Annotated in this window: 12 protein-coding genes; all 12 read right to left on the bottom strand. The window is 67.8% G+C overall.

Features of this window, described 5'->3' with window-relative positions:
• Nucleotides 1-266 precede the first annotated feature (266 nt).
• Nucleotides 267-1,523 carry a class I SAM-dependent methyltransferase gene (locus HLH27_RS11395; RefSeq protein WP_182950158.1) on the bottom strand — a complete coding sequence of 419 codons (1,257 nt, stop codon included), beginning with the start codon at nucleotides 1,521-1,523 and terminating at the stop codon, nucleotides 267-269.
• Nucleotides 1,524-1,599: 76 nt separating this feature from the next.
• Complete coding sequence (gene nfsB, locus HLH27_RS11390) at nucleotides 1,600-2,250, bottom strand: oxygen-insensitive NAD(P)H nitroreductase (RefSeq protein ID WP_182950157.1); 651 nt, start codon at nucleotides 2,248-2,250, stop codon at nucleotides 1,600-1,602.
• A 261-nt stretch (nucleotides 2,251-2,511) separates the two neighbouring features.
• A complete protein-coding gene (locus tag HLH27_RS17065) occupies nucleotides 2,512-3,117 on the bottom strand; it encodes a hypothetical protein (protein ID WP_246375809.1) in 606 nt (201 codons plus the stop codon).
• A complete protein-coding gene (locus tag HLH27_RS11380; protein ID WP_182950156.1) occupies nucleotides 3,114-3,572 on the bottom strand; it encodes a hypothetical protein in 459 nt (152 codons plus the stop codon). The genes HLH27_RS17065 and HLH27_RS11380 overlap by 4 nt, the downstream gene beginning before the upstream one ends.
• On the bottom strand, nucleotides 3,572-4,192 hold the full coding sequence (locus tag HLH27_RS11375; protein ID WP_182950155.1) for a hypothetical protein: 621 nt from the start codon (nucleotides 4,190-4,192) through the stop codon (nucleotides 3,572-3,574). Before HLH27_RS11375 ends, HLH27_RS11380 begins: the two co-directional genes overlap by 1 nt.
• Nucleotides 4,192-7,821, bottom strand: a complete 3,630-nt coding sequence (locus tag HLH27_RS11370) for a hypothetical protein (protein ID WP_182950154.1) — start codon at nucleotides 7,819-7,821, stop codon at nucleotides 4,192-4,194. The genes HLH27_RS11375 and HLH27_RS11370 overlap by 1 nt, the downstream gene beginning before the upstream one ends.
• A gap of 5 nt (nucleotides 7,822-7,826) precedes the next feature.
• Nucleotides 7,827-10,625: a phage adaptor protein gene (locus HLH27_RS11365; protein WP_246375807.1), complete on the bottom strand. Its 2,799-nt coding sequence runs from the start codon at nucleotides 10,623-10,625 to the stop codon at nucleotides 7,827-7,829.
• The gene (locus HLH27_RS11360) at nucleotides 10,622-11,128 is read right to left on the bottom strand and encodes a hypothetical protein (protein ID WP_182950153.1); all 507 of its coding nucleotides are present in this window, start codon (nucleotides 11,126-11,128) and stop codon (nucleotides 10,622-10,624) included. Before HLH27_RS11360 ends, HLH27_RS11365 begins: the two co-directional genes overlap by 4 nt.
• Before the next feature lie 13 nt (nucleotides 11,129-11,141).
• Entirely contained in the window at nucleotides 11,142-11,549 is a 408-nt protein-coding gene (locus tag HLH27_RS11355; RefSeq protein ID WP_182950152.1) for a hypothetical protein, read from the bottom strand.
• Between the two features lie 53 nt (nucleotides 11,550-11,602).
• A complete protein-coding gene (locus HLH27_RS11350) occupies nucleotides 11,603-11,749 on the bottom strand; it encodes a hypothetical protein (RefSeq protein ID WP_182950151.1) in 147 nt (48 codons plus the stop codon).
• A 156-nt stretch (nucleotides 11,750-11,905) separates the two neighbouring features.
• Complete coding sequence (locus HLH27_RS11345) at nucleotides 11,906-12,814, bottom strand: phage major capsid protein (protein WP_182950150.1); 909 nt, start codon at nucleotides 12,812-12,814, stop codon at nucleotides 11,906-11,908.
• A gap of 12 nt (nucleotides 12,815-12,826) precedes the next feature.
• Nucleotides 12,827-13,420, bottom strand: coding sequence for a hypothetical protein (locus tag HLH27_RS11340; protein ID WP_182950149.1), 594 nt, complete (start codon nucleotides 13,418-13,420; stop codon nucleotides 12,827-12,829).
• Nucleotides 13,421-13,689: the final 269 nt, after the last annotated feature.

The following is a 13,689-nucleotide window of genomic DNA, read 5'->3' as shown; positions in this document are numbered from 1 at the left end:
GATTATCGTGAAACAGGCGTCACGAATGCCATTCCCGATACAGGCGGCCATGGCGGCCGCGACAGCAGGGGTGAGCCGGTATCCGGACAGAACTCCGCCTCAATACGCCACGCGGCGGCCCGGGTTTCAAAGCACCGGTATTTTAGGGCAACCCTTTTCGATACCGGCATGATACGCCTGCATCCGTGCGAAGCCGGCAAATCCGGGCACTGCCCGGCCCCGGCAGGGCCCGAGGCCCCGCACCCCGATCATTTACGGTCAGCCTCCTACGCGGGGCGCAGCAGCAGCCGGTTCAGGCTCTCCAGCACGGCAAACCCCGCGCGCCAGACCTTGAAGAACCTGGCCTCGTCCATCCCGTTCCCGGCCATCAGCCCCGCCAGCGCCCCCACGCTGCGCGTGCCGTCCACCAGCGGCAGGATGGTCCGCATCTGCGGCGGCACGGGCACCGGCACGGTCAGCGTGCCGAAGGCAAAGGGCAGTATCCCGTCGGGGCTGATCTGCCGCGCCAGCTCGGCACCGGGGATCTCGCGCATCACCGGCACCACTTCCCTGTCGCAGCAATCGGGCGGCACCACCCGCGCGCCCTTGCGCACCACATACGCCACATGGGTGGCCATGTTGCCCGTCAGCGCCTCAGCCACGCTCGCCCGCTCTCGCCAGCCCAGTTCCGCCACCCGCGCGCGCAGGCGCGGATTGGGCAGGAACAGCGCGGGGTCGTAGCGCGCGGGCTCCATCAGGCAGGCAGGCTCCAGCCCCGCCATGTCGAGCAGGTCGAGAAAGGCCGCAATCGTATAGGCCCGGTCGCGCGGATTCAGCAGCAGGTCGTACAACCCGGCATCGCCGCCGGTCAGATGGTCGCCGAAATTGCCGTTCTGCCGCAGCCAGGCCGTGGCCGGCAGGGCGGCCATCACACGCTTGGCCGTACCCAGCCGCTCCGCCGGCTTCTGGCCATGCGGTGCCAGAATCTCCAGCGCCTCCTGCATCATGTAGACGCCGGTGCGCCCATAGGGGGCATAGACCATCAGCCCCATCCCCCCGCCGGGCGCCAGCAGCCCCTCCAGCCCACGCAGCACCGCCGGCGGGTCGGGCAGATGATGCAGCACGCCGCAGCAATCGATATAGTCGAACAGGCCCGGATCCAGCTCTTCCAGCGCGTTCAGCGACCCGTGGACGAAGCGGATATTCCCCAGCCCCCGCGCCTCGGCCCGCGCGCGGACAATGCCCAGCGCATGGGTGGAGCGATCGACGCACACGACCTCCCCCGCCCGCCCGGCACGCGCCAGATGCGTGGCCAGCATGATCGCGCCGTCCCCGGTGCCGCACCCGGCCACCAGCGCCCGCAGCGGCACCGCCTGGGGCCGGCGGGCGCCGAACACCCAGTAATCGATCTCGCGCAGATGGCTGGGGCTGCCGATCAGCAGCCGCTTCGCCTCGTCGCGCGGATTGCGCTCGGGATAGGGATAGGCCTCGTACTGGGCAGCCAGATCGGCGTCGCGCGCATCGGCGCCGGACAGGGTGGTCATGAACGCTTCCCGGAATAAGATCGTAAGAACGCCCCGCGGGCCGGCCCGGACGACACCCGCCCGGTCCGCGCGGCCATCAGGCGCGCGAGAACACCACGCTGTCCGCCAGCCGCGATTTCGGCAGCTTCGCGTTGAAGTCGGCGTCGGAATGATAGCCCAGCGCCACGATCACGGCGGGCGCCAGCCCCTTGTCCGTCAGGCCGAACGCCCCATCCAGCGCCTCGGCGTCGAACCCTTCCATCGGCGTCGCATCCACCCCCAGCGTGCCGGCGGCCAGCAGCAGGAAGCCCAGCGCGATATAGGCCTGTTTCTGCGTCCACATGCCCAGGTCGCCCGCCTGCTCGTGCAGCGCGACATAGCCGGCCCGCGTCTTGCGCTGCCCCTCGCGGGCCTCCTCGCCGGCAAAGCGGCCATCCGCCTGCTCCTGGTCCAGCACCGCCTGCAGATGCTCCGGCGGCAGGGTCGTACGCGCGCACAGCAGCACCACGTGCGAGGCATTGAGGATCTTCGGCGCATTATAGGCAAACGGCCCGGCCGCCCCCTTGGCCACCCGCGCCTTGCCCGCCTCGTCGCCGGCAACGATGAAATGCCAGGGCTGGGCATTGACCGAAGACGGGCTGAAGCGCAGCGCCGCCATCAGCTGCGCCACGATCTCCTCCGGCAGGCGCCGGTCCGGATTGTAGGCCTTGGCCGTATAGCGATGCTGGAGAACCTCGATCAGATCCATTGTCTCGTCATCCCGCGTCATGAAACGGAGGGCCCACTCCCGGCCCCACGACGGGGGAAGGTGGGCCGGCACAGGCAACGGGGTCAAGACCCACCCCCGCACCCCAGGACCCTGGCCGGAAATGTGGGCTGGTGAGCGAGAGCGGCCCAAAGGGCCGCGCCCGTCGTGTGTTTCCGAGCACCGGAGCGGAGCGGCCTGAATGGCCGTGAGCCTCGGCGCACAGCGGACACGCGTCGGATCGCCACCAGCGCGCATTTCCGGTCAGGGTACGGCTTCGATCTGGAACCAGGTGGTGGGATCGGCCAGCAGGGTAAAGCTCGATGTCGAGGCATAGGCCACCCCGATCGTATCGCCCGGTGCCACGGCAATGATGCCCGAACTGCCGTTCACCCCGTCATTGCTGTAGCCGCTCGGGACCGTGAGCCGGAACGACCCGGCAGCCGTCGCGCCGTTCCGCTGCACCACGAACTGGTTGTTCCCGATGCCCGACTGCCCGATCGACAGCGTGACCCGCACCTTGCCCACCCCGGCCGGAATCGTGAACAGCCCCGGCGCCGCGGCCGACCAGAAGGACGACGTGTCGAGAATCTTGCTATTCCATGCGCTGATCTGCACGAAGCTGCTGTTGGTGTTCGCCATCCCCGCATTCGCCGAAAGCGTGACCATCGCCCCCGTCCAGGGCGCGCCCGTCACGCCGCAGGCGAAGCTCCCGGTCGCGGCGACATAGTTCAGATGGTTGCCGCCGCCGTCGGGGCAGGACGGAATCTCGCCATGCCCCACCGGCCCCGCCACCTGCGCCCGTGCCGGGCCGGCGGCATACGGCGCCAGCGCCAGCGCGCCGGCCAGGATCGTCATGCCCGTCTTCATTCCGAATACCATTGCGTTGCACTGTTCTGCCAGAAGGTGGCGCCCCCGCCGGGCACGATGGTCACGGCCGCCCCCGCCGCCAGCGCGTCGATCACCGCGCCCGGGGGCGGATAGACCAGCAGCGCGGCGGCACCCCGGTTCAGCACCTTGCGCCAGCTGCCCGCCGGTCCCGCCGCCAGCACCGCCCCGGTGCCCGCGGCAACGGTGGTGAACAGATTGACGTCCGACGACACGACGGTCGCCGTCCCCTGCCCGTTGCCCGCCGCCGCCAGCCCGCCGGCGAAGGAAATGGCCGACGGCGCCCATTGCTGCCACGCCCCGTTCCACACCTGGATCTGCCCGGTATCGGTGGCGTAATAGACGCCGAGGCAACCCGCCGGCAGGTTCGGCTCCGCCGGCCGCGCGGCGACGGTGCCATAGCCGAGATAATCGGTAATCAGCGTGCTGTTGCCCATCAGATCGGCACCCCGATTGTCTGTCCCGCCGGGTCGGACAGCATGCCGACCGGCGCCATGTTCCCGTTGACCAGCGGCAGCACGCCGCCCACGCCGGCCGCCTGCCCCAGCGCCGCCCAGCCGGTCGCCGTCCCGGCGCCCGACTGCTTGGCCCACACCGCCCCCGCGGGCCCGCCGTCCCGTTGCAGGAAGATATCGCCCACCCATCCCGCGACCCGGCCCGCCGGGGCGCCGAACCCGTCCATCACCCGCGCCCCATGATGCAGCACCAGCACGTCCACCGGCCGCGCCGGCCCAACCGGCAGCACCGGCATGGCAGGCGCGACAGGGCGCGGCACGCCCGCCGGCATCGCCGCCAGGCGCTCCTCCCGCCCCGCCGGCAGGGGCGGGGGCGGCGGAAAGGACGCGGGCAGGATCACGGACACCGCCCCGTCGGCGGGAATCTCCGCCACCGGCACCCCCAGCGCCTCGGCAATCACCGACAGGTTGCGGATCGACCCGCTGGACCCGGCCTGAAGCCGCGCGAGGAACTGATAGGCCGAAAGCGTCAGCCGGCCGGTCGCGATATCCACGAACGGCCAGTCCCCCACCGGCAGGGTCTGGCGCGGCGCCGTCGGCATCAGTCCATCCCCGCTTCGGTGTCCAGGTAGAAGCCGATCAGGTTGCGCCGCACCGGGTCCGTCACCTGCAACCGCAACACCCGCTGCCGCGCCTGCCCCAGCTTCAGCCAGCGCAGCCGCGTCAGATACTCGCCCTGCCGCCCCATGGACCGGCACAGCCGTAGCGCACTCCAGCTCCGCGCCCCGTCATCCGACCAGTCGAGCATGATCAGCGGGTCGGCACCCGCCGGACTGCCGGGTTCGGCCGGCAGCGATTCCTGCCAGGTGCTGCCGGGCGGGTTCGACCCCGCCGCCACGATCAGCCCCGTCGCCGCAAACCCGCCCCCCGACCCGCCATTATCGGCAAACGAGGCCACGGGCGCCCCCGGACCGACGGTCAGGAACACCGGCGGCGCCACGCCCAGCACGTTCGATCCGTCGGCCGCCAGATAGCGCGCGCCCCCGTTATCGGCCAGGAACAGCGCCACATTCGCCGGCACCGACAGGTCCACGAACTGCGCGGGCGTTCCCACGAACAGGTCGGCCAGCCGCGCCATGGCAAAGGACAGGGTGCCGAACCGCGTCTGGTACTGGGTCCCCTTGGGAAAGGGATAAGCCCCCGCCCCCGCCTGCATGTTGCCGCAGATCGTCACCGCCCCGGCACCGACATAGGCCACGGCGTTGAAATCGGCCCACGCCCCCAGCGAAAATCCCGCCCAGTCGGTCGCGGCATAGGCCAGCCCCGAAGCCGGCGCGCCCAGCTGCATCGCCCGGCCGGCGGAATAATGGAACACCCGCACCCGGTCCCACAGGGCGGCATTGCCGCGATTGGCCGCACTGTCGGAAAGGCCGACCATCAGGAACGTCACCAGCCAGTCCGACGTCCCCGAAACCGGCGTCAGCCCCACCTGCCCGCCATAGACGTCCGTACCCCCCGCCAGCCCGTTGGCGATATAGGTATGTTCGTCGGCAAACGGAATCTGTGCCGCGCCCGCCGCATCCGTCCAGCTTGCGTTGTCGATGCCGTACATCGGCATCGTGCCGGCGAAGCTGTTATTGCCGTTACCGGCAAAATGCGCCGCCGCCAGCGCGTCGTAACTGACCACGCCCATCGCGATCCGCACCATCGCCCCCTGCGGATATGCAGGACCAATTACCGCCTGCAACTCCGCATTGGCGTTGATGCCGGCGCTGGCATTGGCCGCGATGTCGCCGCGATTGAAATACAGGTAATGGTTGGTCCCGCCGTCGCCGTCCGGCAGAAAGAACCCGACATTGCCGTTATAGCCGTTCTGCGGCAGAAGGTTGGTCCCCAGCTGCGCGGGATAGAAATAGCGGATCGTCGGCACCTGGCACGCGCCCCAGGTCGCGGTATTGCCCAGCGCCGGATACATCGCGCCAAAGCCGCCACTCCTCAGCGCGCTGCCAAGGATCTGGGCAATACTGGGGAAGACCAGCACGACGCGCACCGACGCGGGATAGGCCGCCTGATAGGACAGGATCGGATCGTCGATCGTCTGCGACCCGGCCAGGAAGCACGGGTTGCTGCCATAGAACGTCGCCCCGGCCGCGAAGCCCAGGCAATAGACGAACCCCCTGAATGTCGGCGCCGCCCCGTCATTGACCTCGTAGAGCGCGACCCCCGACCAGTAGATGGCATTCTGCACCCCGACCGCCAGATACTGTCCCCCCAGCAGCGGCGACACGGCATTGATGCCGACACTGGTGCCGTTCAGAGGAACGCCCGAGACCAGGGCGAGGACATCCGTGTTCACGGTGCTCTGGGCCAGGGTCCACGCCACCGCGCCGGCCTGCGACACCGCGTCGATGCTCTCGCCGAGGAACGACAGCATGTTGCCGAACCGGTCGGGCATCGGCGCGGTATTCGACCAGCCCTGCTCCGTCGCCGCCGATGCCGGCGTATGGCCACCGAACTGCGACGCCACCACCACGCCCTGCGGCCCCGCGACGCCGGCCCACGGCGCAACCTGCCAGCCCTGCCCGGCAGGATTGCCGATCGGCGCCGCCGACGACCACACGACCGAGGCCGGCACCAGCGCCACCCCATCCGCAAGAAGCTGCACCTGCTGCGCGCCCGGCGACAGCGACAGGATCAGGTTCACCCACCCCGCCCCCCAGCCGGCAAAACCATAGCAGGCCGTCACGATCGCCCGCCCCAGCACGTCCGTGGCACGCACCACGATCTGCGCCCCGGCCTGCGTATCGTCATTGGCGATGCCGACAAAAAAACCCGGCTGGCCGTCCGTCGCCTCCCCATTGCCCAGCATCAGCCCGCGCGGCGCCCCATCGTCCGGCAGGTCCACCCACAGGCTGACCAGCAGGTTCGCCAGCGCCGGCGCCATGCCCTCCGGCGCGGCGGACCGCGTCAGCGCCACGGGCGTCGTAATGCCCACCCCCTGCGGCTGGTAGGTCACGCTGCGCGCCGGGGCCGAGCCGGGCAGCCCGACCCCGGTCTCCACATCCAGCTCGAACCGCCGCATGAAGACCCGCCCGCGCAGCCCCTGCACCGGCGGCGCGGCCAGCAGCCCGCGCATGGTCGCCCCCAGCTCGGTATAGACCAGCGGATTCAGCGCCCCGACCGTGCCGCTCAGGCAATCGCCGACCAGCACCCGCCCATGGGCCATGATCGCGCAATTGGCCCGCCAGCGGCCGATCGAACTGCCGGCATCGCTGCCGGCCCAGGATTCCCGCTCGTGCCACAGGCCGGTCGCCACGTCGTACACCCAGGTCGCGGCAGCCGAGGGAAACAGCAGGGTGACGAATTTATGCCCCTCCAGCGTATAGCTGAAGCACCGCGCATCCGCCCGCGTGGGATAGGCCTGCCACGCCCCCTCGATCGCATGGGTCGAAATCCGCTGCGGCTGATAGCCGGACAACCGATAGAACATCCCGTCATCGCCCAGGAAGAAGACGGTATTATCCTCCAGGCAATGCGCATGCGTCCCGGCGATGCCCCGCTGGATGAACGCCCCGTCGAACCGCTGGAACGGAAAGGACGGCGCGGCACTCCCCGCATCGTACCAGATCTCGGTCCGCGCCGCGCCGAACAGATAGAGCTGCTCGTGCGAATTCACGATCGCCAGCAGCGGGTCGGCCGTGGCCTCCTTGGAGGCGAACATCGTCCCGTCGAACGGCGTCACCCCCTCCTGCGGCGAGAGAAAGAATTCCTGCGTCCCGGACCGGTTGAAGACGAAATAGGTATCGAAATAGACGACCAAATCCGCCGGATAGAAATTCTCGTCGACAATCCGCTGCACGCCCCCGGCCACCGAATAGGACCAGCCGGATTCCCCATCCACCCACACCAGGTCGGTGCCGTTGGTATCCATCGACACCGGCCCCGTCACCCAGGTCGCCCCCAGCACGACGCTCGACCCGTCGGCATCGACCCGGTACAGCGCCTGGCCCGAGACCACATACAGCGCCCCGCCCATCAGGCACATGCCCCAGACCGGCCCCGCCCCGCACTGCGCAAACGCCACCATGCCCGGACAGCCCCAGACCGGCACCGGCGCCTTGGCATCCTTCGGCGCATATTCGGCATAGAAATTGACGCAGCGCTGCGCATCCAGCGCCACCGAATGCGCCTGGTACGATTGCGCGGCAAATGCCACCTGCTGGACCGCCATCGCCGTTACCCCGCGCGCCCGGCCGGCCCCGCACCGGCCCCGAACAGCACCGATTGCGACTCCCGGTCCCAGCCCTGCGCCACCATCAGCCTGCTGACGGCCTCCTGCTTCAGCACCGCATACTGCGCCGTATTTCCTGCCATTTTCCCCGATCCGTTATATTCGGGCCACAGTTCCACCGCCAGGTTCCAGCGCATCGCCGCCAGCCACTCGTCCGGAAAATCCGGCACCGAAGACAGGTCGGCAAACGGCACCAGCGGCCGCTGCGCGGTAAAGGCCACCGCACTGCCATTGTCCGAGGGCGCAGGCCACACATGCAGCACCCCCGCCCCCAACTGCGGGTCATAGAAGAACTGCGTCACCACGCCCGGCACCGTCTTGTTGGGAATATTCGCGTAATCCAGGCGCGACATCGGCACGAGCGGGATCTCGATCGCCTGCCCCCCCGCCCCCGCGAACTGGCGCCGCCGCGCCGCCGGCACCCGCAACGGCCGCACCATCGGCGCCGGATAGGCCACGACCCGCGCCCCGGCCGACGCTGCGGACGGCAATGCGGCGGCCAGCGTCAGCCCTCCTCCCGCAACCGCCGCAATGCTGGTCCAGAACACCCGCCCGCCATCCAGCCAGATGCCGACCCGCCAGCCGGCGGCAACAGCACCCGCCGCCCCCACCGTCACCTGCGCCGCCGCCCCATCCGCCGCCAGCACCGTCTCGACGCATTGGCTGCCGACCGCCACCGCATCCGGCGACCCGGCACCGATCAGATACCGCACCTGCCCCGGTTGCAGGAACAGGGTGCACTCCTCCTCGGCCCACACATGAATCCCCGAAGCCTGCCACCCCTGCACCATCGCATTCAGCGAGATGAACGCATTCTCCACCAGCCCCAGCCGCGGCACATCCTGCGCCCCCACGGCCCCACACAGCCGCAACGCCCCCGCGATCATCTGGTAAACCGGCTGACCGAACGGCGACGTGCTCGTCCCCTGCGCCTCGCTATCCCAGCGCGTCACAACGGCAAATTTCTCGTCGAATGCCTGCTTCAGCCCCGCCAGCTTCTCGGCCGGACAGTCATATTCCGCCGCAATCTCCACCGCCAGGCCAAAGCGCAACGCCGCCAGCCATTCCGGCGGAAAATCCGGTACCGACGCCAGGGTCTCAAACGCCACCAACTGCCGCTGCGCCGTAAACTTCACCACACTCAGCCCGGAAGCCGGCGCCGGATAAACACTCAACGCCCCCAGCTCAAGCTGAGGGTCATAGAAAAACTGCGCCGGATTCCCCCCCGGCACCGCCTTCCCCGACAAATTCGCATAATCCAGCCGCGACATCGGAATCAGCGGCGTCTCCACCCCCGACCCCAGATCCACCACCCGCGCCCCGATCACCCGCAACGGCCGCGCAAAAGCCGTGGCATAAGACACCACCAGCGCCCCAGCCCCCGCCGAAGACGGCAAAGGCTGCGCCAGCGTCACCCCACCCGCAGACACCGCCGCAATAACGCTCCAGAACGCGGTCCCGTCACCCAGCACAACCCCGACCGGATTGCCCACCGCAAACCCGCCGCCAGACACGCCGGACAGCACCACGGCGCCAGCCGCAGCAGCCCCACCAAGCTGCCCCTGCACAAACCCCTGCGAAGCATGATCGGCCGAAGTCGCCCCAATCGCATACTTCCCCTGCCCCGCCTGAAGAAACAGCACCCCCTCGGTCTGCGCCCACACATGCAGCCCGCTGACCTGCCACCCCTGCACCATCGCATTCAGCGCGGCAAAAGCGTTCTCCACCAGCCCCAGCCGAGGCACATCCTGCGCCCCCACGGCCCCGCACAGCCGCAGCGCCCCGGCAATAATCTGATAGACCGGCTGACTGAACGAAGAGGTGCCGGTACCCGCCGGCTCCCGATCCCACTGCGCAACCACGGCGAATTTCTCCGCCGCCATCGCCTTCAGCATCTCGAAACGCTGGGCCGGGCAGTCATATTCCGGCGCCAGTTCCACCGCCAGCGCAAAGCGCAACGCGGAAATCCATTCCTGCGGCACATCGGCGCTATCGGCCGCACCGGCGACATCCTGCAACGGCCGCTGGCACGTAAACGTCACCGCAATCCCCGCATCCACCGGCGCCGGATAGACACTGAAGATCCCGTTTTCCAACTGCGGATCATAGAAATATTGCGCCGGCACCCCACCGGGCGCCCCCTTGCCCGACAGGTTCGCATAATCCAGCCGCGACATCGGGATCAGCGGCGTCTCCACCCCGGTCACCAGAACGACGGCCCGCGCCCCGATCACCTTCAACGGCCGCGCCAGCGGCGCGCCACAGCCGATCACCATCGCCCCCGCCGACACCGGCCCAGGCAGAACCGACGCCAGATAGACCGTACTACCCGCCACCGACAGCACGGACGTCCAGAACAGGCCCCCCGCATCCAGGCCGATCCCGATCCGGCTCCCGGCCTCGATGCCGGCCACCGTCGCCACCGTCACCTGCGCGGCCCCCGCCGCCGCCGGCACACTCGCCGTCGTGCCGGCATAGGATTGCGCGGCATGGTCGGTGCTGCCCACGCCGATGCCATACTGCGCCTGCCCGGGCTGGAGAAACACCGTCCCCTCGGCCTGCGCCCAGACATGCACGCCCGACGCCTGCCACGCCTTGATCAGCCCGTTCAGCGACGACAGCGCATCCTGGTATTCGTTCGCCGGCGGCACCTCCCCGCTGGCAATCGCACCGATCAGCCGCAGCGCACCGTTGATGATATCGGCAATCCCGGGGTTCCAGCCCGCGCTCCCGCCGGTCGTCATACGCCGCCCTCAGACGGCAGAAAGGATGAAGACGAATCCGGCACCAATTTCAGAACCATGTTCTCCATCCCTCCGCCCAGAAACCCCACCGCACCCGGCAATGCGGGCGCGATCTCCAGCGTTCCCCCACCGACCGCCACGATCGTCGCCACGACATTCTCGCCCCGGTCGAGCATGACCTGGATCCGGTCGCCGACCGCAAACCCGCAGTTCGACACGACCGGCACCACGGCACCGCCGGCGGCAACCGGCGCGCTCACACTGGTCCCCACCACGACAAACCGGTTTTCCTGGCGCGGACGCGCCACATCCACACCCTGCTCGTCCGCCACCCCGCGCACGAAATCCTGCGGCTGCTGCGCCTCCCACCGCCGCCCATCCACCAGCGCCTGCCCGGTCTGCCCCCCGGGGATGGTGCGCGCCCGCGACCGCCGGATCTTGAAACCCGACAGGTCGTCCAGCACGTAATGGTCGCCGGGCCGATAGCGCCAGGGCTCGCTCACACCGCCTCTCCCGTCACGATTGCGGCACACCCTTGATCATCTCGAGGTCGATCGTAACCGTGCTGCCCGCCACGGCTCCCATCGTCGTCAGCAGGATCGACCCGCTCGCCCCCGGCGCCCTCGGATTGGGAATGCCCTGGAAACGGCGAAAATCCAGATGCCCGAAGCCCGACAGCGTCGCCAGGTCCACCGGCTCCGCCGCATCCCATTGCAGCCGCGCCACCATGCCGTGCACGTCATAGACAATGCGCCGCACCTTCAGATGCACGCCGGGCGCCTCTCCGCCGACCGAAAACACCATGGATTGCGCATCCACGATCTTCATCGCCGCCAGCCCGGTGCCGTCGCTCACATCCGTCACCCTGACGATCAGGTTGCGCGGACCGTTCGCAATCACCTGAACATTCGTCACATCCGCCATTCAACCCTCCCGGCACCCAGGCGCAGCCGGCACCGCCGGCTGCGCGCACTCCGTCAGCCCCGGCGCGTCGGCGCCGGCTTGCGGCGAACCGGCACCGGCTTGGCCTTCGGCTCGGCCGGCATGGTGCCGTGGTAATGGTGGTGCACCTCCACCACGCCGGCGCGGCGGGGGGTGACGGGGGTCGGTTTGCGTTTGGTCATCTGGTCTTCTCCATTTGGAAGCGTTCTGTTCTTTTTTGAAAAAAAGAACCAAAAAACTTTTTATCGTTAAGGAAAAAGACCTTTACCCGCCCGTTCTACACCAAACAAATAAAAGTCTTTTTGCTTCTTTTTCTTCAGAAAAAGAAGACTCTTCCCTCAAACCCCAGGTGTCCCATACAACCCCCGCCAATCCGCCCAATAGCCGGAATAGCGCTCGTAGCAGGCCGCCTTGGCATTCCGCGTGTCGAAATCGTTGTCCTGATCGAACGAGATCGGATCCCGCTCGTAATAGGTCAGCGAATTCGGCACATTGGTCCGGATGAACCATGCCGTCTGGCTGGTGAAGTAATGGTTCAGCTTGATACCTTCGGGGAACGCATTGGTGGCGCGCAGCACGTTGATGGCATTGTTCGCCGTATCGTTCTGCAGGACCGAGTTGCACACCCGGTTGGCCTCGAACCACAGCGCCGACGGCACGTTGAGCGTGCGCGGCAGCGCCGAGATCCGCATCCCCCGATTGTTCTGGCACTGCATGATCTGCACCGTCAGATCCTCGATCGCCGCCTCCGACAGGTCCGCCGCCGTCCCCAGCAGGTTCGACTGGCTGCCCGCCAGCGTCGGATGACTGTCCGAGATCAGCGGCGCCCCGTCGCCCCCCAGCGCCCCGGCCGAGAACGCCATGTTATAGATCCCGGCCAGCACGTTTTCCTTGGTCTGGCGCATCGAAAACGCCAGCTGCGCCGCCCTGCGCTTCGACACCGCCTCGTACAGATTGTCGCGCAGCTCCTCGTAGGTCACGATATAGCCCAGCGCGTAGGCGACATGGGTAAACCGGCTGACCGCCCCCTGCGATTCCGTGTCGTAATAGATCTGCTGCCCCTGCGGCTTCACCGGCGCCAGGCCGAAGCCGGTGATCTCGACCTCCTCCTCATACGCCTTGTCCGAGGTCTGCTTGTCAAACAGATCCATATATTCGACGCGATGCTCGTCATAGCTGCGCCCCCACCAGGCCTTGATGCCGGGCCACAGGGCCTTGGGATGGGCGCCCGTCGTAATGATGGCCATTGATCGAACTCCTCAGACGCCGAGCGTACTGGTGATGGAATGAAGATTGATGCGGCACAGCCACTTCGCATTGGCGCCGATCGCATTGTCGATCGCCTGATACGCCCGCAGAATGCGCATCTGCCCCGTGGCCGCCGTCCCGGCACTGCTGGACTGGATCTGCCAGCCCGACTGGGCGGACACGGTCGATCCCGCCCCGGCCACCAGGTCGACATTACCCGAGGCCGCACTGGCTGCCAGCGCGCCCCCCACCGAATCCTCCTGCACCGCAAACACCAGATTCGGATCGTCGGCCACATAGACATAGGCCGCCTGCCCCGCCGGCAGATACGGCGCCTGGTTCTGCAACAGCGGCAGCACCAACTCGCCGGCATTGCTGGCAATGCCCTGCATCGCCCCGGTGATCACGCCGGACGCCCCGGCAGCGGCAATCCCCACCGCCGGCACGCCATTGGCATCCGCCCCCGACAGAACCACCAGCGGATCGCCCAGGAACAACGGCGTCGGATTGCTCGCCGGCACATAATAAACCTGCACACCGCCGGCATACGGCGCGCCGGACGCATAAGCCATCGGCCGCAGGCCGAATGGAGTATTGGAATTCATCGGGCAGACCTCTGCACGGGTGAAAGGGCGGCAGACGCGTGATGCGCCCGCCGGGTCGTCCTTGCCTGTTGTGCTGCCTGGGTTCTTCTTTTTCTGAAGAAAAAGAAGCAAAAAGACTTTTGAAAGTTTAGCTCTACCACCCGGGTGGCGAGGCTGTATTCCTAAAAATCCATAGTCTTTATCAGATCAAAAACGCCGGTCCAAGCTCCGCCCTACCTCACGCCGGAACCCGAACCCAAAAAATCAAAAGTTTTTTGGTTCTTTTTTTC

The organism is Gluconacetobacter takamatsuzukensis (assembly GCF_014174275.1).
Taxonomy (GTDB): Bacteria; Pseudomonadota; Alphaproteobacteria; order Acetobacterales; family Acetobacteraceae; genus Gluconacetobacter; species Gluconacetobacter takamatsuzukensis.
This window is presented reverse-complemented; position numbering and strand designations above follow the sequence as displayed.

What these genes read in the sequence shown, in the direction of transcription:
- HLH27_RS11395 (WP_182950158.1), bottom strand. Translation starts at nt 1,523, where the DNA reads ATGACCACCCTGTCCGGCGCCGATGCGCGCGACGCCGATCTGGCTGCC.
- nfsB (WP_182950157.1), bottom strand. Translation starts at nt 2,250, where the DNA reads ATGGATCTGATCGAGGTTCTCCAGCATCGCTATACGGCCAAGGCCTAC.
- HLH27_RS17065 (WP_246375809.1), bottom strand. Translation starts at nt 3,117, where the DNA reads ATGAAGACGGGCATGACGATCCTGGCCGGCGCGCTGGCGCTGGCGCCG.
- HLH27_RS11380 (WP_182950156.1), bottom strand. Translation starts at nt 3,572, where the DNA reads ATGGGCAACAGCACGCTGATTACCGATTATCTCGGCTATGGCACCGTC.
- HLH27_RS11375 (WP_182950155.1), bottom strand. Translation starts at nt 4,192, where the DNA reads ATGCCGACGGCGCCGCGCCAGACCCTGCCGGTGGGGGACTGGCCGTTC.
- HLH27_RS11370 (WP_182950154.1), bottom strand. Translation starts at nt 7,821, where the DNA reads ATGGCGGTCCAGCAGGTGGCATTTGCCGCGCAATCGTACCAGGCGCAT.
- HLH27_RS11365 (WP_246375807.1), bottom strand. Translation starts at nt 10,625, where the DNA reads ATGACGACCGGCGGGAGCGCGGGCTGGAACCCCGGGATTGCCGATATC.
- HLH27_RS11355 (WP_182950152.1), bottom strand. Translation starts at nt 11,549, where the DNA reads ATGGCGGATGTGACGAATGTTCAGGTGATTGCGAACGGTCCGCGCAAC.
- HLH27_RS11350 (WP_182950151.1), bottom strand. Translation starts at nt 11,749, where the DNA reads ATGACCAAACGCAAACCGACCCCCGTCACCCCCCGCCGCGCCGGCGTG.
- HLH27_RS11345 (WP_182950150.1), bottom strand. Translation starts at nt 12,814, where the DNA reads ATGGCCATCATTACGACGGGCGCCCATCCCAAGGCCCTGTGGCCCGGC.
- HLH27_RS11340 (WP_182950149.1), bottom strand. Translation starts at nt 13,420, where the DNA reads ATGAATTCCAATACTCCATTCGGCCTGCGGCCGATGGCTTATGCGTCC.